General features: G+C 59.5%; 19 protein-coding genes. 1 reads left to right on the top strand and 18 read right to left on the bottom strand.

The window, feature by feature from the left end:
* Nucleotides 1-409 precede the first annotated feature (409 nt).
* The 3 genes from AC1DIS_RS12120 to AC1DIS_RS12110 form a co-directional block, all read right to left on the bottom strand.
* The gene (locus tag AC1DIS_RS12120) at nucleotides 410-1,735 is read right to left on the bottom strand and encodes an OprD family porin (RefSeq protein ID WP_138867905.1); all 1,326 of its coding nucleotides are present in this window, start codon (nucleotides 1,733-1,735) and stop codon (nucleotides 410-412) included.
* Between the two features lie 176 nt (nucleotides 1,736-1,911).
* Complete coding sequence (locus tag AC1DIS_RS12115) at nucleotides 1,912-2,226, bottom strand: helix-turn-helix domain-containing protein (RefSeq protein ID WP_007940887.1); 315 nt, start codon at nucleotides 2,224-2,226, stop codon at nucleotides 1,912-1,914.
* Nucleotides 2,216-2,566 carry a type II toxin-antitoxin system RelE/ParE family toxin gene (locus AC1DIS_RS12110; protein WP_064621318.1) on the bottom strand — a complete coding sequence of 117 codons (351 nt, stop codon included), beginning with the start codon at nucleotides 2,564-2,566 and terminating at the stop codon, nucleotides 2,216-2,218. The genes AC1DIS_RS12115 and AC1DIS_RS12110 overlap by 11 nt, the downstream gene beginning before the upstream one ends.
* A 375-nt stretch (nucleotides 2,567-2,941) precedes the next feature.
* Between AC1DIS_RS12110 and AC1DIS_RS12105 the strand changes: the two genes are divergently transcribed.
* Entirely contained in the window at nucleotides 2,942-3,406 is a 465-nt protein-coding gene (locus AC1DIS_RS12105) for a GNAT family N-acetyltransferase (protein WP_258612365.1), read from the top strand.
* A gap of 124 nt (nucleotides 3,407-3,530) precedes the next feature.
* Here AC1DIS_RS12105 and AC1DIS_RS12100 read toward each other — a convergent pair whose 3' ends face one another.
* The 15 genes from AC1DIS_RS12100 to aceA form a co-directional block, all read right to left on the bottom strand.
* On the bottom strand, nucleotides 3,531-3,779 hold the full coding sequence (locus tag AC1DIS_RS12100; protein ID WP_064618793.1) for a type II toxin-antitoxin system Phd/YefM family antitoxin: 249 nt from the start codon (nucleotides 3,777-3,779) through the stop codon (nucleotides 3,531-3,533).
* A gap of 208 nt (nucleotides 3,780-3,987) precedes the next feature.
* Complete coding sequence (gene nuoN, locus AC1DIS_RS12095) at nucleotides 3,988-5,451, bottom strand: NADH-quinone oxidoreductase subunit NuoN (protein WP_018925505.1); 1,464 nt, start codon at nucleotides 5,449-5,451, stop codon at nucleotides 3,988-3,990.
* A gap of 7 nt (nucleotides 5,452-5,458) precedes the next feature.
* Complete coding sequence (gene nuoM, locus AC1DIS_RS12090) at nucleotides 5,459-6,991, bottom strand: NADH-quinone oxidoreductase subunit M (RefSeq protein ID WP_477780893.1); 1,533 nt, start codon at nucleotides 6,989-6,991, stop codon at nucleotides 5,459-5,461.
* Nucleotides 6,992-7,031: 40 nt separating this feature from the next.
* The gene (nuoL, locus tag AC1DIS_RS12085) at nucleotides 7,032-8,885 is read right to left on the bottom strand and encodes an NADH-quinone oxidoreductase subunit L (protein ID WP_018925507.1); all 1,854 of its coding nucleotides are present in this window, start codon (nucleotides 8,883-8,885) and stop codon (nucleotides 7,032-7,034) included.
* Nucleotides 8,882-9,190: an NADH-quinone oxidoreductase subunit NuoK gene (gene nuoK, locus AC1DIS_RS12080; RefSeq protein ID WP_007940879.1), complete on the bottom strand. Its 309-nt coding sequence runs from the start codon at nucleotides 9,188-9,190 to the stop codon at nucleotides 8,882-8,884. The genes nuoL and nuoK overlap by 4 nt, the downstream gene beginning before the upstream one ends.
* Nucleotides 9,191-9,192: 2 nt before the next feature.
* Nucleotides 9,193-9,696 (bottom strand): NADH-quinone oxidoreductase subunit J, encoded by a 504-nt coding sequence (gene nuoJ / locus AC1DIS_RS12075; RefSeq protein ID WP_018925508.1) that lies wholly within the window; start codon nucleotides 9,694-9,696, stop codon nucleotides 9,193-9,195.
* Nucleotides 9,697-9,705: 9 nt separating this feature from the next.
* The gene (gene nuoI, locus AC1DIS_RS12070; RefSeq protein ID WP_477780892.1) at nucleotides 9,706-10,251 is read right to left on the bottom strand and encodes an NADH-quinone oxidoreductase subunit NuoI; all 546 of its coding nucleotides are present in this window, start codon (nucleotides 10,249-10,251) and stop codon (nucleotides 9,706-9,708) included.
* A gap of 12 nt (nucleotides 10,252-10,263) precedes the next feature.
* Nucleotides 10,264-11,271, bottom strand: coding sequence for an NADH-quinone oxidoreductase subunit NuoH (nuoH, locus tag AC1DIS_RS12065; RefSeq protein ID WP_018925509.1), 1,008 nt, complete (start codon nucleotides 11,269-11,271; stop codon nucleotides 10,264-10,266).
* On the bottom strand, nucleotides 11,268-13,982 hold the full coding sequence (nuoG, locus tag AC1DIS_RS12060; RefSeq protein WP_018925510.1) for an NADH-quinone oxidoreductase subunit NuoG: 2,715 nt from the start codon (nucleotides 13,980-13,982) through the stop codon (nucleotides 11,268-11,270). The genes nuoH and nuoG overlap by 4 nt, the downstream gene beginning before the upstream one ends.
* Nucleotides 13,983-14,119: 137 nt before the next feature.
* A complete protein-coding gene (nuoF, locus tag AC1DIS_RS12055) occupies nucleotides 14,120-15,475 on the bottom strand; it encodes an NADH-quinone oxidoreductase subunit NuoF (protein WP_018925511.1) in 1,356 nt (451 codons plus the stop codon).
* Nucleotides 15,472-15,969: an NADH-quinone oxidoreductase subunit NuoE gene (gene nuoE, locus AC1DIS_RS12050; RefSeq protein WP_007905058.1), complete on the bottom strand. Its 498-nt coding sequence runs from the start codon at nucleotides 15,967-15,969 to the stop codon at nucleotides 15,472-15,474. Before nuoE ends, nuoF begins: the two co-directional genes overlap by 4 nt.
* Before the next feature lie 2 nt (nucleotides 15,970-15,971).
* Nucleotides 15,972-17,756, bottom strand: a complete 1,785-nt coding sequence (gene nuoC, locus AC1DIS_RS12045) for an NADH-quinone oxidoreductase subunit C/D (protein WP_018925512.1) — start codon at nucleotides 17,754-17,756, stop codon at nucleotides 15,972-15,974.
* 72 nt (nucleotides 17,757-17,828) lie between these two features.
* The gene (locus tag AC1DIS_RS12040) at nucleotides 17,829-18,503 is read right to left on the bottom strand and encodes a NuoB/complex I 20 kDa subunit family protein (protein WP_477780891.1); all 675 of its coding nucleotides are present in this window, start codon (nucleotides 18,501-18,503) and stop codon (nucleotides 17,829-17,831) included.
* Between the two features lie 10 nt (nucleotides 18,504-18,513).
* Nucleotides 18,514-18,927, bottom strand: coding sequence for an NADH-quinone oxidoreductase subunit A (locus AC1DIS_RS12035; RefSeq protein WP_007940868.1), 414 nt, complete (start codon nucleotides 18,925-18,927; stop codon nucleotides 18,514-18,516).
* A gap of 545 nt (nucleotides 18,928-19,472) precedes the next feature.
* Nucleotides 19,473-20,798 (bottom strand): isocitrate lyase, encoded by a 1,326-nt coding sequence (aceA, locus tag AC1DIS_RS12030; RefSeq protein ID WP_477780890.1) that lies wholly within the window; start codon nucleotides 20,796-20,798, stop codon nucleotides 19,473-19,475.
* Nucleotides 20,799-21,254 lie beyond the last annotated feature (456 nt).

Below are 21,254 nucleotides of genomic sequence, written 5' to 3'. Positions count from 1 at the left end.
GCCAATTCAGTGATCGGAATTGGAACCCCGCGGCTCCACTGAAAGCAAAAGCGCCTTTCATGACGTGCGCACCTTGATGTGTGCACTCCGTTATGGCGGCTGTGCGCGGGAGACTTCGAGTCTGTCGGGTTTTGCTCAGTGGCCCGGGTTCCAACCTGCGTACAGCTGCCTCCTTTTCGCGTGGAACCGAATGGGTCAGTTCTAACCATCACGCTGAATGCCGAAATCATGAAAAAGCCAACACCAAACCCTCCCGAAACAGAAGCCGACCCTGTAGGCGTCGCCGAAGGCTGCTTCTGCAGTGCTCAATTCACGGGCATAAAAAAGGCGCCCCGAAGGACGCCAAAAGATTCACCTCTTACCAAAGGAGCAAGGAGCTTCTAAAGGTGAATTTGCATTAGCCGTGAAGTCAGAGAATCGCCAGCGGATACTCGACAATCACCCGCACTTCATCCAGATCCGACTCAAACGCCGTGGCGCGGGTGGTGGCCTGGCGCAAACGAAGAGACATGTCTTTCAGCGAGCCGCTCTGCACCACGTATTTGACTTCGATGTCGCGCTCCCAGCGCTTCTGGTCAGTCAGTGGGTTGCCGTCGGCATCGCGGCGCATGTAAACGGCGTTGGCGTTGGAGTAATCGGCGTCGGTGCCGCGGGCGTAACGAGTCATGAACGACAAACCCGACACGCCATAGCTGCTCATATCGAGGTCGTAACGCACCATCCAGGAACGTTCCTTGGGCGAGTTGAAGTCGCTGTACTGGATGGAGTTGTCGAGGAAGATCGAGTCGGACTGGCGCAGGTAATCGAAGTCGTCGTTGCCATTGTTGCGCTGGTGCGACAAGGCAACGGAGTGGGCGCCGAGTTTCACCCCGACACGGCCGCTCCAGATGTTGTTGTCGAACTCGCCGAGCAGTTGTTTGCCTTCGTCGACCGCCTTGTAATAGTTCAAGCCACCGAACAGCGACAGGTCATCCGACAGCGGATAAGTCCATGCGGTGCCGGCGTAATACTGATTCCAGGCATCCTTGAGGCGACTGGAATACAGGCTGAAACTGAGGTTTTTGTTCAGTGCATAGTCGCCACCGAAATAGCCGATCCACGGTGAGTTGACTGGACCGGCGTAGAAGGTCGCGAAGTTTTCGCGCATGTCGCTGGACACCGGCTGGCTCATCGCATGCAGGCGACCACCCTGTACCGACAGACCTTCGATACTGGTGTTGGTGGCCGTGACACCCCGGAAGCTTTCCGGCAACAGTCGGGAGTCACCCGCCGCAACCACCGGGTTGGCGGGGAACACATCGCCGACCTTCACCACCGTATCGAAGGCGCGCACTTTGGCGGCGCCACCGACCTTGGTGTATTCATCCCGCGCCTGACCATCGCTGTCGACCGGCAACACGTCGAAAGAACTACGGCCACCGTTGCGCCCGTCACCGGTATCGAGTTTCAAGCCGATCATCGCAAACGCATCGACCCCGAATCCAACGGTGCCTTGGGTAAAGCCGGATTCGAACTTGCTGATGACCGCGTGAGCCCAGGCCTCGGAATAGCCATTGCCGGTGGGACTCGACTGGCCGTCACGGTGATCACGATTGAAGTATAAGTTGCGGTTGAGCACCGTCAGGCTGCTGCCCTCGATAAACCCCTCGGGTTTTTCTTCCGCCAACACCATGGACGGCCCGGAGCCGACAACCACCGCTAAAGCGGCTATCGACATTTTTGTATTGTTAACCATCAATCACTCCTTGGGTTCGGCAGAACGGGAACGTGCTTCGGCGTGGGTTTTATTGTTCGGCGGGCAAGGGCCCGCCGGCATGGTCGCCGGGTGACATCGTTGCAAGCTGCGGATAACGCTAAGGTGATGGGGGAATTACAATTTCGTCATGTGCGTGGAATGACAACCTTGCACGTTCAGGTCAGCGCTGCGAGTTGTTCGATTGTTTGCGGAAAGCGTTCAACCAAGCGGATCAGTGTCGTGGCTTGGGCATTTGGTGTTGCCCGTCCTTGTTCCCAGTTTTCGAGGGTTCGGGTGTTGGTGCGCAGATACATGGCGAACACCGACCGGGAAAGATTGAGCTGTTGACGGATGGCTACCACTTCCTCGGCAGTGATGGGTACCAGTTTCGGCAGCTTGACCTTGTGGGTCCGCAGCGTGACCTTGCCTTGGCGCTCGTCGGCCAAGGCTTCGAGGCCTTCCATCAGTTCGGAAAAAATGTCACGTTTCATAGTGGGTTCTCGTGTTGATTTCTCTATCCAGCGTTTGTCTGAAAAGTTTTTTCTGGGAAGGCGACAGGTCGTCTTGCTCGTTTTTGCTATACACGGTGAACAGCCAGAATTGATCGAAACCTGACCACCAGTAATAAATCACCCTAAGCCCGCTACGCTTGCCTTTACCGCGACGTTGATCGGAAAAGCGGATTTTTCGCAGCCCGCCCGTGCCTTCAATGAGATCGCCCGCTTCGGGGTTTTTCAGCAGCTCCAACTGGAAACTGTGAAACAGATCGTCATCCAGGTAATCGTCTCGGTGTTTCTGAAACGCAGGTAATTCGATAAATAGAGCATCCATGTTCTGTACGTCACCTGCGTATAGTGTTGTCTTGATAATCGAATAGGTCAAGGCTTCGATGCCATCCTTTTCGTCCCCCGTTTTCAAGGTAAACCCYGGCCGTAAAAACGCCTGTAGGACAAAGCGACCAGTCCGGTGAGACTGTTCGGGTAATGCCGGGGGGAAGGGGCGTTCGCGATTGACTCATCGGATCATCCACAGCACTATCTGCCGATGAATGATCGACGCCGAATGAACATGATGTGTTCCTTTATGACCGCTTCCGGCGGGCCATAAGGTCATACGTGCTTGGTATTTGACGTCTTACCCAAAGCCCCGCCAGAGATGGACGGGGCTTTTTGATTCTCCGTCTGCACATGGCTGATGGAGAGTGAAATGTTCGAAATTAGAAAAGCTACCCAAAGCGATGCCCAGACTGCATTCGACATACGGCGGCTAGCCATCCGACATCAATGCATCGGTGCCTATACCGAGAAGCAAATGCTGACCTGGACATCGGGGGCAGCAGAGGACGGTTACTGTGTGCTCATGGAAAAATATTTCTATCTGGGGTGCGTTCAGGGTGAGCCTGTGGCGACAGGCATGCTGGATCCGGAGAACCGCGAAATCGGCGCAATCTTTATACATCCTGACTTTATGGAACGAGGCCTGGGTAAGCGTATCGTGGGCTTTCTCGAAGATCTGGCGCGGGATCTTGGCCTGGTGGAAGTCCGTCTGGATGCGACTTTGAATGCCGCCGACTTTTATCGACGCTGTGGTTACATTGGGGAGGAGCCCGCGGTTTACCATTCCCCCTCCGGTCTTCAACTGGCCTGCGTTCCTATGGTGAAGAAACTGTGATGGCTTCGGGGCCGACCTGAGTAGCACTGCATAATTTGGCGCCTGAAAGCTCCAATCTCAAAACGCAAAAACGGCACTCGAAACGTGGGGCAAGGGCCACCAATGTCCAGGTTTTCGAGACGCCTCATTCTTGAGCGCCTTCAAAAGCATCGAGCATGTCGTCAGGCAGTGAGGTGTCAAAGTCTTCCGGAAGCACCAGTTTGCCTTTCATCGCTCCGATCCGCTGACCTCTGGGTTTGCCTACAGGAACCAGACGCGCAAGAGCCCGACCATGTTTGGCAATTGTGATGATCTGTCCGGCTGCTGCATCATCGACGAGTTTGGGCAGATTGTTTTTTGCTTCGGCCAACGGAACGACAATGTCACGGTTCATTGTTCTTTCTCGCGTTGATTTATCGATCCAGCCAGTCATTCAAGATAGAGCCAAGTGCGCAGTGCTGGATGTAGGACGAAACGGACATTCCTGCGCGAGGTTTCGGGGATTGCAGAAGGAGGGGAGGGCAGCGGTAACAAATCCCACAAACGCAAAAACGGCACCCGAAGGTGCCGTTTCTGTTTTCTACCGAGTATCGCTTAAGCGATCAACCCGCCAACCCCGACTGTTGAACCAGGTTCAGCAGCGGTTGTGGGTACAGGCCGAGGAAGAACGCCAGTACGGCGATCGCCAGCAGCATCACGCCGCCTGCACGTTGTTCCCAGTGCAGTTGCGCATCGTGGCGACGCAGGTTCGGTTCCATCAGGTACAGGGTGACCATCACACGCAGGTAGTAGAAGACGCCGATGGCGCTGCCCAGTACCAGGGAGCCGACCAGCCACCATTGGTGCGACTCGACGCCGGTGGCGATGATGTAGAACTTGCCGATGAAGCCCGCGGTCAGCGGGATACCAGCCAGGGACAGCATCATCACGGTCAGGACGGCGGTCAGGTACGGACGGCGCCAGAACAGGCCACGGTATTCGTACAGGGCATCCGCGTCACGGCCGCTGTACGGCGAGGACATCAGGGTGATCACACCGAACGCGCCGAGGCTGGTGATCACGTAGGTGACCAGGTACACGCCGATGGCTTCCACGGCCAGGCCCTTGCTCGCCACCAGGGCGATCAGCAGGTAACCGAAGTGTGCGATGGACGAGTAACCCAGCAGACGCTTGAGGTTGCTCTGGGTCAGTGCCAGCAGGTTACCGAACAGGATCGACGCGATGGCGATGACGGTCAGCACGTTGCTCAGCACGCCACTGCTCGCCGCTGGCGAGATCTGGAACAGACGCACCATCACCGCGAACACAGCCACTTTGGAGGCCGTGGCCAGGAACGCTGCCACCGGTGCCGGAGCCCCTTCGTAAACGTCCGGGGTCCAGAGGTGGAACGGTACCAGCGACAGTTTGAACGCCAGGCCGATCAGCATCATGCCCAGGCCCAGTTGCGCGATCGGGCTAGGCAGGCCGGTGGCCGCCAGGGCCTGACCGATGCCGTTGAAGCTCAGGCTGCCGGCTTCGGCGTAGAGCAGGGCCATGCCGAACAACAGGAACGCGGAACCGGCGGCCGACAGCACCATGTACTTGATGCCGGCTTCCAGCGAACGCTTGTTGAAGAAGGCGTAAGCCACCAGACCGTAGACCGGTACCGAGAGCAGTTCCAGACCGACGAACAAACCGGCCAGGTGCTGCGCGCTGACCAACACCAGGCCACCGGCGGCGGACATCAGGATCAGCAGGTAAAGTTCTTCACGGTTGCCCGGGTAGCCCGTACCGCCATCGCCCAGGTAGGCGTGGGCGAGGGTCACACAGGCGAGGGTGGCGACCAGGATCAGCGCCATGTACAGGCAGGCGAAGGTGTCGATCTGCAGCAACGGGGTCACGGCCAATGGCGCGACTTTCAGGGCTGGCAGGATCGACAGCAAGGCCAGGTTAAGACCTGCCACCGACAGCAGGAAGGTTTGCGAGTGGTTGCGGCGCCACGCGATAGCCAGCATCACCACGATGATCGTGGCGCTGGTGATCAACAACGGCGCAAGCGCGATAAAGTGTTGAGTCGTGAATTCCATAGCGCTCTTACCGGGCCGAAGCGAGTTGAGTGAAGGCGGAGCCGAGCCACTGCTGCACGCCATGCATCGTCGCGGCAGAGGTATCGAGGAACGGTTGCGGGTACACGCCGATGTAAAGCAGCAGTGCCGCAAGCCCAACCACCATGATCAGTTCGCGACCGTCCATGCCATGCAGCACCGCGTCGGATTTCGACGGGCCGAAGTAGGCACGGTGGATCATGATCAGCGAGTAGACCGAACCGAATACCAGGCCGGACGTGGCGATCACGGTGACCCATGGCGCGCTGGCGAAGGTGCCGATGAGGATCAGGAACTCACCGACGAAGTTACCGGTCGCCGGCAGGCCCAGCGACGCCGCTGCGAAGAACAGGCTTAGGGCTGGCAGGTAGGCAATCTTCGACCACAGGCCACCCATCTCGCGCATATCGCGGGTGTGGGTGCGCTCGTACAGCTGACCGGAGAGGATAAAGAGTGCCGCGGCCGACAGACCGTGAGCCAGCATCTGCATGACCGCGCCCTGCAGTGCCAGTTGGCTGCCGGAGTAGATGCCGATCAACACGAAGCCCATGTGGGAAACGGACGAGAAGGCAATCAGACGCTTGATGTCGGTTTGCGCAAAGGCCAGGAACGCACCGTAGAAGATCCCGATCAGACCCAGGGTCATGGCGAACGGCGCGAACTCGGCCGAGGCATTCGGGAACAGTGGCAGGGCGAAACGCAGCAGGCCGTACGCAGCAGTCTTCAGCAAGATGCCGGCCAGGTCCACGGAGCCCGCGGTCGGTGCCTGGGCGTGAGCGTCAGGCAACCAGGAGTGGAACGGTACGACTGGCAGCTTGACCGCGAAGGCGATGAAGAAACCGAGCATCAGGATGTACTCGGTGGTCTGCGACATCTTGGTTTTCAACAGATCGGCGTAGTTGAAGGTAATCACGCCGGTGTCGTTGAAGTTGACCAGTACCAGGCCCAGGATCGCCACCAACATGATCAGGCCGGAAGCCTGAGTGAAGATGAAGAACTTGGTCGCCGCGTAGATCCGGGTTTTCTTGCCGTCCGAAGAACTGTGACCCCAGAGCGCGATGAGGAAGTACATCGGCACCAGCATCATTTCCCAGAAGAAGAAGAACATGAACAGGTCGAGGGCGAGGAACACGCCAACGACACCGCCCAGGATCCACATCAGGTTCAGGTGGAAGAAGCCCACGTKACGCTGAATCTCTTTCCAGGAGCAGAGTACCGAGAGGACACCCAGCAGGCCGGTCAGCAGGATCATCAACAGCGACAGGCCGTCGAGGGCCAGGTGCACGTTGATGCCGAAGCGCTGGATCCAGACGTGTTTGAACTCAAGCGCCCAGGTCGGATCGGCGCCAGGTTTTGGTGCAAATGAATAGTCACCGTTGGCCCACAGCCAGAGGCCGAGGGAGAGCAGCAGGGACATGGTGATCAGCGCAATCCAGCGGGGGAGGGTGGCGCCGAAGCGCTCACCCATCCAGCACAGCAGGCCGCCGATGAAGGGGATCAGGATTAGCCATGGCAGAATCATGACGGGCTCGTTTCCTTTCGCAAGTTCGCAAGGTTCATAGTCAGACCGCTACCAGCACGACGGCGCCGATTACCAGCACGGCACCAGCAGCCATCGAGGCGGCATACCAACGCAATTGACCGGTCTCGGTGCGGCTCAGGGCGGTGTGACCGCCTTTGGCCATACGCGGGATCAGACCGATGGTCTGGTCGAGCGGGTCTTTGCGCAGAATGTGGCTGATCGCAAGGTATGGCTTGACGAACAGTTTGTCGTAGATCCAGTCGAAGCCCCAGGCAGCGAACCACCAGGCCGAAAGGAAGCGGCCGATGCCGCTGTTGGCGATGGCCGTGACGAAGCGACGCTTGCCGAGGAACAGCAGCGCGGCCAGCAGGATACCGGACAGGGCGATGGCGCCCGAAGCGATTTCCAGGCTGTGCTTGGCTTCGCCGCCGGCATGGCCGACGCTTTCCGGCAACACACCGTGCAGCGGTGGAACGATCATCGCGCCGACGAACGTCGACAGTACGATCAGCACCGACAGCGGCAGCCAGTGAGCAATGCCGTGACCGGCATGGGCTTCGGTCTTCGCTTCACCGTGGAACGTGATGAAGATCAGGCGGAAGGTGTACAGCGAGGTCATGAAGGCACCGACCAGACCGGCATACAGCAGGCCTTCGTTACCGCTGGCGAACGCTTCCCAGAGGATTTCATCCTTGGAGTAGAAGCCCGCGGTCACCAGAGGCAAGGCCGCCAGGGCCGCGCCGCCGACGATGAAGCTGGCGTAGGCCAGTGGCAGTTTCTTCCACAGGCCGCCCATCTTGAAGATGTTCTGCTCGTGGTGGCAGGCAACGATCACCGCACCGGATGCAAGGAAAAGCAGCGCCTTGAAGAAGGCGTGGGTCATCAGGTGGAAGATCGCGCCATCCCATGCACCGACGCCCAGGGCCAGGAACATGTAGCCGATCTGGCTCATGGTCGAGTAGGCGAGGATACGTTTGATGTCGGTCTGAACCAGTGCGGCAAAACCTGCCAGCACCAGCGTTACGCCACCCACGACACCTACCAGGTGCAGGATATCCGGCGCCAGTGCGAACAGGCCGTGGGTACGGGCGATCAGGTAGACACCGGCGGTTACCATGGTCGCGGCGTGGATCAGTGCCGAAACCGGAGTAGGGCCGGCCATCGCATCCGCCAGCCAGGTTTGCAGCGGCAGTTGCGCGGATTTACCGACAGCGCCACCCAGCAGCATCAGGGTCGCCAGAACGATCCAGAAGTCACCGGCCTTGAAGTGCTCAGGCGCCTTGACCAGCAGTTCCTGGATATTCAGCGTGCCCAGTTGCTGGAACAGGATGAACAGGCCGATGGCCATGAACACGTCGCCGACGCGGGTCACGATGAAGGCTTTGAGTGCCGCGTTACCGTTGTTGCGGTTGCTGTAGTAGAAACCGATCAACAGGTACGAGCACAGGCCCACGCCTTCCCAGCCGAAGTACACGAACAGCAGGTTATCGGCCAGGACCAGGAACAGCATGCTGGCGATAAACAGGTTGGTGTAGGCGAAGAAGCGCGAGTAACCGGCTTCACCGCGCATATACCAGGACGCGAACAGGTGGATCAGGAAGCCCACGCCCACCACCACACCGAGCATGGTCACGGACAGACCATCCAGGTACAGGGCGAAGTTCGGCGTGAAGCCTTCCACCGCCATCCATTGCCACAGCACCAGGGTGTAGTGGCCACCCTCGGGCGGTGCAACGTTGAATTGCCAGATCACATAAGCCGCGACGATCGCCGACAAGCCGATGGAGCCGACGCCGATCAGCGCCGAGAGGTTTTCCGAGAGGCGTCCCCGGGAGAACGCCAGCAGCACAAAACCGATCAGGGGGAACAGGAAAGTCAGATAGAGAAGGTTCATCCGCGCATCTCGCTGGCAGCGTCGATATCGAGAGTGTGGAAGCGGCGATACAGCTGCAACAGAATCGCCAGGCCGATACTGGCCTCGGCGGCTGCCAGGCTGATCACCAGGATGAACATGATCTGTCCATCCGGCTGCGCCCAGCGGCTACCGGCAACGATGAACGCCAGTGCGGAGGCATTCATCATGACCTCCAGGCTCATCAGCACGAAGAGAATGTTGCGCCGGACCATCAGGCCGACCAGACCGAGGCAGAACAGGATGCCGGCGACCGCCAGACCATGCTCCAAAGGGATAGCAGGCATCGTCATTGCTCCTTGGCTTCGTTGCGGCCCAAGTGGAACGCCGTGACGGCTGCGGCGAGCAGCAGCATCGAGGCGAGTTCGACCACCAGCAGGTAAGGACCGAACAGGCTGATGCCCACGGCCTTGGCGTCTACGGTGGTGTGGCCGAGGGCCTGGCCGCTGGAGTGGCTGAACAGCACATACAGCAGTTCAGCCAGCAGCAGGCCGCCGAGTACGACCGGGCCCAGCCAGATACCGGGCTTGAGCCAGACGCGCTCTTGCTGAACCGAGGCCGGGCCCAGGTTCAGCATCATCACCACGAACACGAACAGCACCATGATGGCGCCGGCGTAGGCGATCACTTCCAGTACACCGGCAAACGGTGCGCCAAGGGCGAAGAACGTCATGGCCACGGCGATCAGCGAAATGATCAGGTAGAGCAGGGCGTGCACGGGATTGGTGTTGGTGATCACGCGAAGCGTGGACACAACAGCGATACCCGATGCGAAATAGAAAGCGAATTCCATCGTTCTTCCTTAAGGCAGCAAGCTCTTCACGTTGATCGGCTCGGCTTCATTCTGCGCGGCGCCTTTTGGCTTACCGGCAATCGCCATACCTGCAACACGATAGAAGTTGTAGTCAGGGTTTTTACCGGGACCGGAGATCAGCAGATCTTCTTTCTCGTAAACCAGGTCCTGCCGCTTGAACTCGGCCATTTCGAAATCCGGTGTCAGCTGGATCGCGGTGGTCGGGCAGGCTTCCTCGCAGAGGCCACAGAAAATGYAGCGCGAGAAGTTGATGCGGAAGAAGTCCGGGTACCAGCGACCGTCTTCGGTTTCAGCTTTCTGCAGCGAGATGCAACCCACCGGGCACGCCACGGCGCACAGGTTGCAGGCTACACAACGCTCTTCGCCGTCGGGGTCGCGGGTCAGGACGATACGGCCACGGAAACGCGGCGGCAGGTACACGGGTTCTTCCGGGTACTGCAGCGTGTCGCGCTTGCGGAAGGCGTGGCCGAAGATCATCACCAGGCTGCGAAGCTGGGTGAAGAAGCCATGCACGATGTCAAAAATGTACTTCATGATTCTCTATCCTCACTGAGCCGCGACGGCGGGCGTGTTGAGCAACACGATCGCAGCGGTCACCAGCATGTTGACGAGGGTCAGCGGCAGGCAGAACTTCCAGCTGAAGTCCATCACTTGGTCATACCGTGGGCGCGGAATCGAGGCGCGCAGCAGGATGAAGAACATGATGAAGAACGCGGTTTTCAGTGCGAACCAGATGAACGGGATCTGCGGCAGCAGGCCGAACGGGCCGTGCCAGCCACCGAAGAACAGCGTGACCAGCAGCGCCGAGATCAACACGATGCCGATGTACTCACCTACGAAGAACATGCCCCATTTCATGCCGGCGTATTCAATGTGGTAACCATCGGCCAGTTCCTGTTCCGCTTCCGGCTGGTCGAACGGGTGACGGTGAGTCACGGCGACGCCAGCGATGAAGAAGGTCAGGAAACCGAAGATCTGCGGAATGATGAACCACATGTTCTGCGCTTGGTATTCAACGATGTCGCGCATGTTGAACGAGCCAACCTGGATCACGATGCCCATCAGCGACAGGCCCATGAACACTTCGTACGACACGGTTTGTGCCGAGGCCCGCAAGCTGCCCAACAGGGCGAACTTGTTGTTGCTCGACCAGCCGGCGAACAGCACCGCGTAGACCGAAAGACCCGCCATGGCGAAGAAGAACAGGATGCCGATGTTGATATCCGCCACGCCCCAGGTCGGGGTGATCGGGATGATCGCGAAGGCAATCAGCAAGGCGCTCATGGCCACGACCGGTGCCAGGGTGAAGATCACTTTGTCGGCGAACGGCGGGGTCCAGTCTTCCTTGAAGAACATCTTGATCATGTCGGCCGCAATCTGGAACGCGCCGAACGGGCCGACGCGGTTCGGACCGTAACGGTCCTGCCAGAGGGCGAGCAAACGACGCTCGACCCAGCTCAGCAGCGCGCCGCAAACCACTACGGCGAGCAGAATCACGATGGCCTTGAGGACCGCGATGATTACGTCGATCACTTCAGGAGTGAACCAGGTCATAGCGCTGCCTCCTGCAGACCGTCAACGGATTTGCCAAAGATGGCTGGTGGAATGCCGGCGATACCTGCAGGCAATGCGACCAGACCGGCACCCAGCTCTTCGTTGATGCGCAGCGGCAGACGCAAAGTCTGGCCGGCAACGTTCAAGCTCAGCAGGGCACCGTCATTGACACCCAGGCGATCGGCTTCGGACTTGGCCAGCGACACGTAGGCGGCCGGAATGCGTTCCTGCACCGGTGCGGCTTTGGAAGAGTTTTCTTCGCTGCCGAACAGGTGGAAGAACGGTACGACCTGCCAGGTGCCTGGCGCCGGGTTGAACGCACGCGGAACACTGGCGAACCAGTTCAGCGAATCACCGGTGCTTTCGATCAGGCGAGTGCCCGGGTCGCCAGCGCGCAGGTGACCACCGACTTCGTCCTGGAACTTGTTCCAGGCTTGCGGCGAGTTCCAGCCCGGAGACCAGGCGAAAGGTACTTGCTGGCGCGGTTCGGCGGAGCCCGAGTAACCTTCCATGGAGAACGAGAACGCGGTGTCGTTATCCTGGGAAGTACGCGGTTCGTGCACGCTGATGTCGGCGCGCATGGCGGTACGACCGGAGTAACGCAGCGGTTCGCGCGCCAGTTTCAGGCCTTTGATCCGGAATGCGGCGGACGGTGCGGCATCGACGATACGCGCCAGTTGCGGCGTGCTTGCAGCAACGGCAGCGGTGACGTGGTCCAGTTGGGTCCAGTCGATCGGCTGGTTCAGCAGGGTCGAACGCAGGGCGTGCAGCCAGCGCCAGCCTTCGTGAACCAGAATGCTCGCGTCGAGGTAAGTCGGGTCGAAGACCTGGAAGAAGCGCTGGGCGCGGCCTTCCTGGCTGACCAGCGTACCGTCGCCTTCAGCGAAGCTGGCCGCTGGCAGTACCAGGTGCGCGCGATCGCTGGTGGCGGTCTTCTGATGGTCCGCCACGATCACCACTTTCGCGGCGTTCAGGGCAGCATCGACCTTGGATTTGTCGGTGCGGGTGTACAGGTCGTTTTCCAGCACGACGATGGCGTCGGCACGGCCGTCGATTACCGCTTGCAGCGCTTCGTCGACCGAGTTGCCGCCGAGCATGGCCAGGCCGAGGCTGTTGGCCTCCGGCACGATCAGGCTGATGGAACCGTTCTTCTCGCGCAGCTTCAGGGCTTTGGCGATGTTTGCCGCCGCTTCGATCAGCGCCTTGGAACCCAGCGAGGTACCGGCAATGATCAGCGGACGCTTGGCGGCGAGCAGGGCGTCGGCAATGCGCTTGGCCAGCGCCAGAGCTTCGGCGTCCAGACCTTCAACGGCCGGTGCGCTGGCGTCGAGGGCGTGAGCCACGGCGAAACCGATGCGGGCCAGGTCGTCTGGTGCGGCGTGAACGCATTCTTCAGCGATGTCGTCGAGCTTGGTTTCAGCCAGGCTGGCGATGAACAGCGGGTTCAGCTCGTGCTGGCCGATGTTCTTCACCGCGGCGTCGAGCCATGGCTGAACGCGCATGGCGTCGGCCATGTCTTCGGCCTTGCCCTTGACCGATTGACGCAGGGCCAGGGCCATGCGCGCAGCGGTCTGGGTCAGGTCTTCGCCGAGGACGAAAATCGCATCGTGGTCTTCGACGTCGCGCATGTTCGGGATCGGCAGCGGGCTGTCTTTGAGCACCTGCATGACCAGACGAATGCGTTCCAGCTCTGAGGCTTCGATACCGGAGTAGAAGTGCTCGGCGCCGACCAGTTCGAGCAGCGCGTAGTTGCTTTCGAGGCTGGCGCGTGGCGAACCGATACCGACGATGTTGCGACCGCGCAGCAGGTCGGCGGCTTTATCCAGTGCTTCGTCCAGGCTCAGTTTCGCGCCGTTGGCCAGCAGTGGCTGACGTGGGCGATCCTTGCGGTTGACATAGCCATAGCCGAAACGGCCACGGTCGCACAGGAAGTACTGGTTCACCGAACCGTTGAAGCGGTTTTCGATGCGGCGCAGTTCGCCGTAACGCTCGCCCGGGGAGATGTTGCAACCGCTGGAGCAGCCATGGCAGATGCTCGGCGAGAACTGCATGTCCCATTTGCGGTTATAGCGCTCGGAGTGAGTCTTGTCGGTGAACACACCGGTCGGGCAGACCTCGGTGAGGTTGCCGGAGAACTCGCTTTCCAGGGTGCCGTCTTCAACGCGACCGAAGTACACGTTGTCGTGGGCGCCAAACACACCGAGATCGGTGCCACCGGCGTAGTCCTTATAGAAGCGCACGCAGCGATAGCAGGCGATGCAGCGGTTCATTTCGTGGGAAATGAACGGGCCCAGTTGCTGGTTCTGGTGGGTACGCTTGGTGAAGCGATAACGGCGCTCGTTGTGGCCGGTCATCACCGTCATGTCTTGCAGGTGGCAGTGACCGCCTTCCTCACAGACCGGGCAGTCGTGAGGGTGGTTGGTCATCAGCCATTCAACGACGCTGGCGCGAAACACTTTCGCTTCTTCGTCGTCGATGGAGATCCAGCTGCCGTCGGTGGCGGGGGTCATGCAGGACATGACGATCCGACCACGCTTGTCGTTCTCGTCGGTGTACTGCTTGACCGCGCACTGGCGGCAAGCGCCAACGCTGCCAAGGGCTGGGTGCCAGCAGAAATAAGGGATATCGAGGCCTAGCGACAGACATGCCTGTAACAGGTTGTCTGCCCCATCGACTTCGAGCTCTTTGCCGTCTACGTGGATAGTGGCCATGGTTCAAAGTTCTTCGTTGRCCCGGTGTCAGCGGGCGTGGCTAATGGAATCTTGTTATCCGTCCAAATCCAAACAGCCTCGAAAGGCGTCATCGGACGAAAGGCGAACGGCACGGACCGTTCGCCTTTTTTAAAGCGTTAAGCGCCGACTACGATCGGCTTTGCCAGAGGCGGGACGACGGCGCGGGTAGGCGCGATGCCGGCTTCGAACTCYGGACGGAAGTATTTGATGGCACTGCCCAACGGCTCCACGGCACCCGGTGCGTGAGCACAGAAGGTCTTGCCTGGGCCGAGGAAACCGACCAGACCCAGCAGGGTCTCGATATCGCCGGCTTGCCCTTCACCGTTCTCGATCGCGCGCAGCAGCTTGACGCTCCACGGCAGACCGTCACGGCACGGGGTGCAGAAACCACACGATTCACGGGCGAAGAACTCTTCCATGTTGCGCAGCAGGGACACCATGTTGACGCTGTCGTCCACCGCCATGGCCAGGCCGGTACCCATACGGGTGCCCACTTTGGCGATGCCGCCGGCGTACATTTGTGCGTCCAGGTGTTCCGGCAACAGGAAACCGGTACCGGCGCCGCCTGGCTGCCAGCACTTGAGCTTGTAACCGTCGCGCATGCCACCGGCGTAGTCTTCGAACAGCTCGCGACCGGTAACGCCGAACGGCAATTCCCACAGGCCCGGGTTCTTGACCTTGCCGGAGAAGCCCATGAGCTTGGTGCCCATGTCTTCACTGCCTTCGCGAGCCAACGATTTGTACCAGTCCACGCCGTCGGCGATGATCGCCGGCACGTTGCACAGGGTTTCGACGTTGTTCACGCAAGTCGGCTTGCCCCACACGCCGACGGCGGCAGGGAAGGGCGGCTTGGAGCGCGGGTTGGCGCGGCGGCCTTCGAGGGAGTTGATCAGTGCGGTTTCTTCACCGCAGATGTAACGCCCGGCGCCGGTGTGGACGAACAGCTCGAAATCGAAGCCGCTGCCCAAAATGTTTTTACCCAACAGCCCCGCTGCCTTGGCTTCTTCCACGGCACGGTTGAGGTGCTTGGCAGCGGTGGTGTACTCGCCACGCAGGAAGATGTAGCCACGGTAGGTTTTCAGCGCGCGAGCACTGATCAGCATGCCTTCGATCAGCAGATGGGGCAGTTGCTCCATCAGCATGCGGTCTTTCCAGGTGTTCGGCTCCATTTCATCCGCGTTGCACAGCAGGTAGCGGATGTTGATGGATTCGTCCTTGGGCATCAGGCCCCACTTCACGCCAGTGGGGAAGCCTGCACCGCCGCGACCCTTGAGGCCGGAGTCTTTCACGGTCTGGACGATGTCGTCCTGGGCCATGTCGGCGAAGGCCTTGCGTGCAGCGGCGTAACCGTTCTTGGCCTGGTACTCGTCGAGCCATACGGCTTCGCCGTCGTCACGCAGGCGCCAGGTGAGCGGGTGAGTCTCGGCCGAACGCTTGATGCGGTTGGCTGGACCGAAGGAAGTCAGGGTCATACGTAGCCCTCGAGCAATTTGGCAACGCCGGCAGGCTGCACATCACCGAATGTGTCGTCGTCGATCATCAACGCCGGCGCCTTGTCACAGTTGCCGAGGCAGCAGACCGGCAGCAGGGTGAAGCGACCGTCGGCGGTGGTCTGGCCCAGGCCGATGCCCAGCTTGCTCTGGATTTCGCTGACCACCGACTCATGGCCGCCGATGTAGCAGACCATGCTGTCGCAGACGCGGATGATGTGACGGCCGACTGGCTGACGGAAGATCTGGCTGTAGAAAGTAGCCACCCCTTCAACGTCGCTGGCCGGGATGCCGAGGATTTCGCCGATGGCGTAGAGCGCGCCGTCAGGCACCCAACCACGTTCCTTCTGGACGATCTTCAGGGCTTCGATCGACGCCGCGCGCGGGTCTTCGTAGTGATGCAGCTCGTGCTCGATGGCCGAGCGCTCGGTTTCGCTGAGGGCGAAACGGTCTGTCAGGATAAGCGTGCTGTTCATGCTTAACGGTCCACGTCGGCCATAACGAAATCGATACTACCCAGGTACGCGATCAAGTCCGCGACCATGCTGCCTTTGATCACCGAAGGGATCTGCTGCAAGTGCGGGAAGCTTGGGGTACGAATCCGGGTGCGGTAGCTCATGGTGCCGCCATCGCTCGTCAGGTAATAACTGTTGATGCCCTTGGTCGCTTCGATCATCTGGAAGGATTCGTTGGCCGGCATGACCGGGCCCCACGAAACTTGCAGGAAGTGCGTGATCAGGGTCTCGATGTGCTGCAGCGTGCGCTCTTTAGGCGGCGGCGTGGTCAGCGGGTGATCCGCCTTGTACGGGCCTTCCGGCATGTTGCGCAGGCACTGCTCGATGATCTTGATGCTCTGGCGCATTTCTTCGACGCGAACGATGCAACGGTCGTAGGCATCGCCATTGGCCGCCAGCGGGACTTCGAATTCGAAGTTTTCGTAGCCGGAGTAGGGGCGAGCTTTACGCAGGTCGAAATTGCAACCGGTCGAGCGCAGGCCGGCACCGGTGACGCCCCATTCCAGGGCTTCCTTGGTGTTGTAGGCGGCGACGCCGATGGTCCGGCCACGCAGGATGCTGTTGTCCAGTGCGGCTTTCTGGTATTCGTCCAGACGCTTTGGCATCCACTCGACGAAATCCTTGACCAGTTTTTCCCAGCCGCGTGGCAGGTCGTGGGCGACGCCACCGATGCGGTACCAGGCCGGGTGCAGGCGGAAACCGGTAATGGCTTCGATCACCGTGTACGCCTTCTGGCGGTCGGTGAAGGTGAAGAACACCGGAGTCATGGCGCCGACGTCCTGGATGTAAGTCCCCAGGAACAGCAGGTGGCTGGTGATCCGGAAGAACTCGGCCATCATGATGCGGATGACGTCGACCTTCTCGGGCACCTTGATGCCGGCCAGCTTCTCGACCGAGAGCACGTACGGCAGGTTGTTCATTACGCCGCCGAGGTAGTCGATACGGTCGGTGTACGGAATGAAACTGTGCCAGGACTGGCGCTCGGCCATCTTCTCGGCACCACGGTGGTGGTAGCCGACGTCTGGCACGCAGTCGACGATCTCTTCACCGTCCAGCTGCAGGATGATACGGAACGCACCGTGGGCCGAAGGGTGGTTCGGACCCAGGTTGAGGAACATGTAGTCCTCGTTCGGGCCGGAACGCTTCATGCCCCAGTCTTCAGGCTTGAAGCGCGCGGCTTCTTCCTCAAGCTGTTGCTTGGCCAGGGTCAGGCTGAACGGATCGAACTCGGTGGCACGGGCCGGGAAGTCCTTGCGCAGCGGGTGACCTTCCCAGGTCGGCGGCATCATGATGCGGCTCAGGTGCGGGTGGCCGGCAAAGTGAATGCCGTACATGTCCCACACTTCACGCTCATACCAGTTGGCGTTCGGCCAGATGCTGGTGACGCTCGGCAGGTTGAGGTCGCTCTCGGACAAGGCAACCTTGATCATTACGTCACTATTACGTTCGATCGACATCAAGTGATAGAACACAGTGAAGTCGACGCCGTTTGGCAGCCCTTGACGCTTGGTACGCAGACGCTCGTCCACGCCGTGCAGGTCATAGAGCATGACGTACGGCTTGGGCAGGTTGCGCAGGAAAGTCAGGACTTCGACGAGTTTGGCACGGGCAACCCAAAGCACCGGCATGCCGGTGCGGGTAGGCTGGGCGGTGAACGCCTCTGGGCCAAAACGGTTGTTCAGTTCGACGACCACATCCTGGTCGTCTGCCTTATAAGGCGGGATGTACAGAGCACTGCCTGCAGTCATGGTTATTTATCGCTTTCGGTCAACGTAAAGAATGAAGCCAGTTTCTCGTTCTATAAAAGAAGCAGATCTGGATCAGACTTCGTCGGGGCTGCGCAGGTTGGTTACCTGAATACGCTGTTCGCGGCGCTGTTCCTTTTGCGAAGGCATCTCGGCGCGGTAAACGCCTTGATCGCCAACGACCCAGGAAAGTGGGCGACGCTCCTGGCCAATCGACTCYTGCAACAGCATCAAGCCTTGCAGAAAAGCTTCAGGGCGGGGTGGGCAGCCAGGCACGTAGACGTCCACGGGCAGGAACTTGTCCACCCCTTGAACGACGGAGTAGATGTCGTACATGCCACCGGAGTTGGCGCACGAACCCATGGAAATGACCCATTTAGGTTCGAGCATCTGCTCGTAGAGACGCTGAATGATCGGCGCCATCTTGATGAAACAGGTACCGGCGATAACCATGAAATCCGCCTGACGCGGCGATGCCCGGATTACCTCGGCGCCAAAGCGCGCGATGTCGTGGGGCGCCGTGAAGGCGGTGGTCATTTCCACGTAGCAGCACGAAAGACCGAAGTTATACGGCCACAGGGAGTTCTTGCGCCCCCAGTTGATCGTGCCGTTGAGCACGTCTTCGAGCTTGCCCATGAAAATGTTTTTGTGAACTTGATCTTCTAACGGATCGGARACGGTTTCCCGTKSGCCAATCGGRTACTGCTCGTTAGGAGCATCGGGGTCGATCCTGGTGAGATTGTATTGCATTGCCAAAGCCTCATTGTTTCAGCTTCGCTTGCCGCTTAAGACGAGCTGCCGGAGCCCAGTCAAGGGCGCCCACTCGAAATAGGTAGACAAGACCTGCCAACAGAATTGCTATGAAAACGAGAGCTTCGACGAATCCGGTCCAGCCGCTTTCGCGGACGGACACAGACCAGGCAAAGAGAAAGAGGGCTTCGATATCGAAGATCACGAAGAGCATCGCGACCAGATAGAATTTGGCTGAGAGCCGCAAGCGGGCGCCACCTGTAGGTAGCATGCCGGACTCGAACGGTTCGTTTTTGCTGCGGCCCCAGGCTTTTGACCCGAGGAGGCTGGAGACGCCGAGCATGAAGGCGCAAAGGCCGCCGACACCCAGAAGGAAAATGGCAAAGCCCCAGTTGTGGGCCATGAGTCCGGTCGCTTCGGGCATGCTGGTAATCCTTAACAGAGAGCAAAGGTCTCTGAGCTTGATAAAGAAATAAGGCAGTGACGATATGTCGCAGCAATCAATCCCGCTGATTTTATGGCTAAACACCCTGCAAGTAAAATTCCTATAGCGAAATTATTTATTGGAATAAGGACATGACGCATCTCCAAAGCCCTGTAGCCCATACGGTTCGGGCATTAGCGGGGGTTTTGTCAAATATGTTTTGTAGGGAATGTAACGAACATAGTTGTCGCTAAATGATAATCAATGTTATTTGGTGTGGTTTTCAAACTGTTTAGCGAGCAGCGGTACGGGAAGTTGTCTTATATGCGCGTTACTGCAAGTAGCGCGCGGGGTGGTTTTACCTTGTTTTCCTGATCGTGAAACTGCTCTGGATCAAGGTTTTTCCCTGCGCTCGATCCTGTAGGAGCGAGAGGAGGGGAATCCCAGGCAAAAAAACGCCCCGAACCAGTCGGGGCGTCAGATGAGCGGCTTTGCGGTTAGCTTTTTATTCGGTCCGCAAGGGCCGTTTGTTTAAGCGAAGCAGATCAGTGGAACTGTTCTTCTTCGGTCGAACCGGTCAGTGCGGTTACCGAAGACGTGCCACCCTGGATCACGGTGGTCATGTCGTCGAAGTAGCCGGTGCCCACTTCCTGCTGGTGAGCCACGAAGGTGTAGCCCTTGGCGGCGTCAGCGAACTCTTGCTCTTGCAGCTTCACGTAGGCGGTCATGTCGTTGCGGGCGTAGTCGTGTGCCAGGTTGAACATGCTGTGCCACATGTTGTGAATGCCGGCCAGGGTGATGAACTGGTGCTTGTAACCCATGGCGGACAGTTCGCGCTGGAACTTGGCGATGGTCGCGTCGTCCAGGTTTTTCTTCCAGTTGAAGGAAGGCGAGCAGTTGTACGACAGCAGTTGGTCCGGGTATTCCTTTTTGATCGCTTCGGCGAAGCGACGGGCTTCGTCCAGATCCGGCTTGGCGGTTTCGCACCAGATCAGGTCGGCGTACGGCGCGTAGGCCAGGCCGCGAGCGATGGCCTGGTCGAGACCGGCGCGAACCTTGTAGAAGCCTTCCTGGGTACGGGTGCCGGTCACGAATGGCTGGTCGTACGGGTCGCAGTCGGACGTCAGCAGGTCAGCAGCGTTGGCGTCGGTACGGGCCAGGATAATGGTCGGTACGCCGGCGACGTCGGCTGCCAGGCGAGCAGCGGTCAGCTTCTGCACGGCTTCCTGGGTCGGAACCAGYACCTTGCCGCCCATGTGGCCGCAYTTYTTCACGSWGGCCAGYTGGTCYTCGAARTGMACGCCGGMKGCGCCKGCTTCGATCATGCYYTTCATCAGCTCGWAMGCGTTSAGCACGCCGCCGAAACCGGCTTCAGCGTCAGCCACGATCGGGGCGAAGTAGTCGATGTAGCCTTCATCGCCCGGGTTCTTGCCGGCTTTCCACTGGATCTGGTCAGCGCGACGGAACGAGTTGTTGATGCGCTTGACCACGGTTGGAACCGAATCCACCGGGTACAGCGACTGGTCCGGGTACATCGATTCGGCGGAGTTGTTATCCGCAGCCACTTGCCAGCCCGACAGGTAGATCGCCTGGATGCCAGCCTTGACTTGCTGTACCGCCTGGCCACCGGTCAGGGCACCCATGCAGTTAACGAAATCTTTCTCGGGACGGAAGGATGGCTTGGCGCCCTGGGTCACCAGGTTCCAGAGCTTCTCGGCGCCCATTTTTGCAAAGGTGTGCTCAGGTTGAACCGAGCCACGCAGACGGACGACGTCAGCAGCGGAGTAATTGCGCTTCACGCCTTTCCAGCGTGGGTTTTCAGCCCAGTCTTTTTCGAGGGCTGCAATTTGCTGTTCGCGTGTCAGTGCCATGGAGATAAACCTCGTCGCGTCTTTAATCGAAAATGGTTCTGGGTGAACAATTCCTGCGTGCCAAATACGCTCATTCAGTTGGGGGCGTACATGGCTGCTCGCTGACCAGAAGCTTAGGCGGTCAAGTCGGGTTCGGCGGGGATGGCGACGGGATGAACGATGGGCTCGAGGGGGAGGTGAGCAGGTAAGGGCGAACTGGCGAGCGCATTCGGGCGTCGTGGGCCTTGGTGCGAACTTCAGTGTGGAGCCGGGTTACCTAATTACGCTTCCGTCCCTCGGGACAACTTCGTTCCAGTCGGCAACCTCGTCAAACACGCCTTGTGGGCGGTACAGACACGAATCGGCTCGCGGGGTAGGGTGCGAACAGCGACTCGAAAGCCCTTGCCAGGGCCTCTGATTAGCGGGAGCGAGGCCATCATGCCTTTGCTTTTTTGGCTCGTCAAACGTTTTGTAGTG

This window comes from Pseudomonas sp. 05N433 (genome assembly GCF_056396925.1).
The sequence above is the reverse complement of the archived record's forward strand: the minus strand, read 5'-3'. Positions and strand labels throughout refer to the sequence as shown.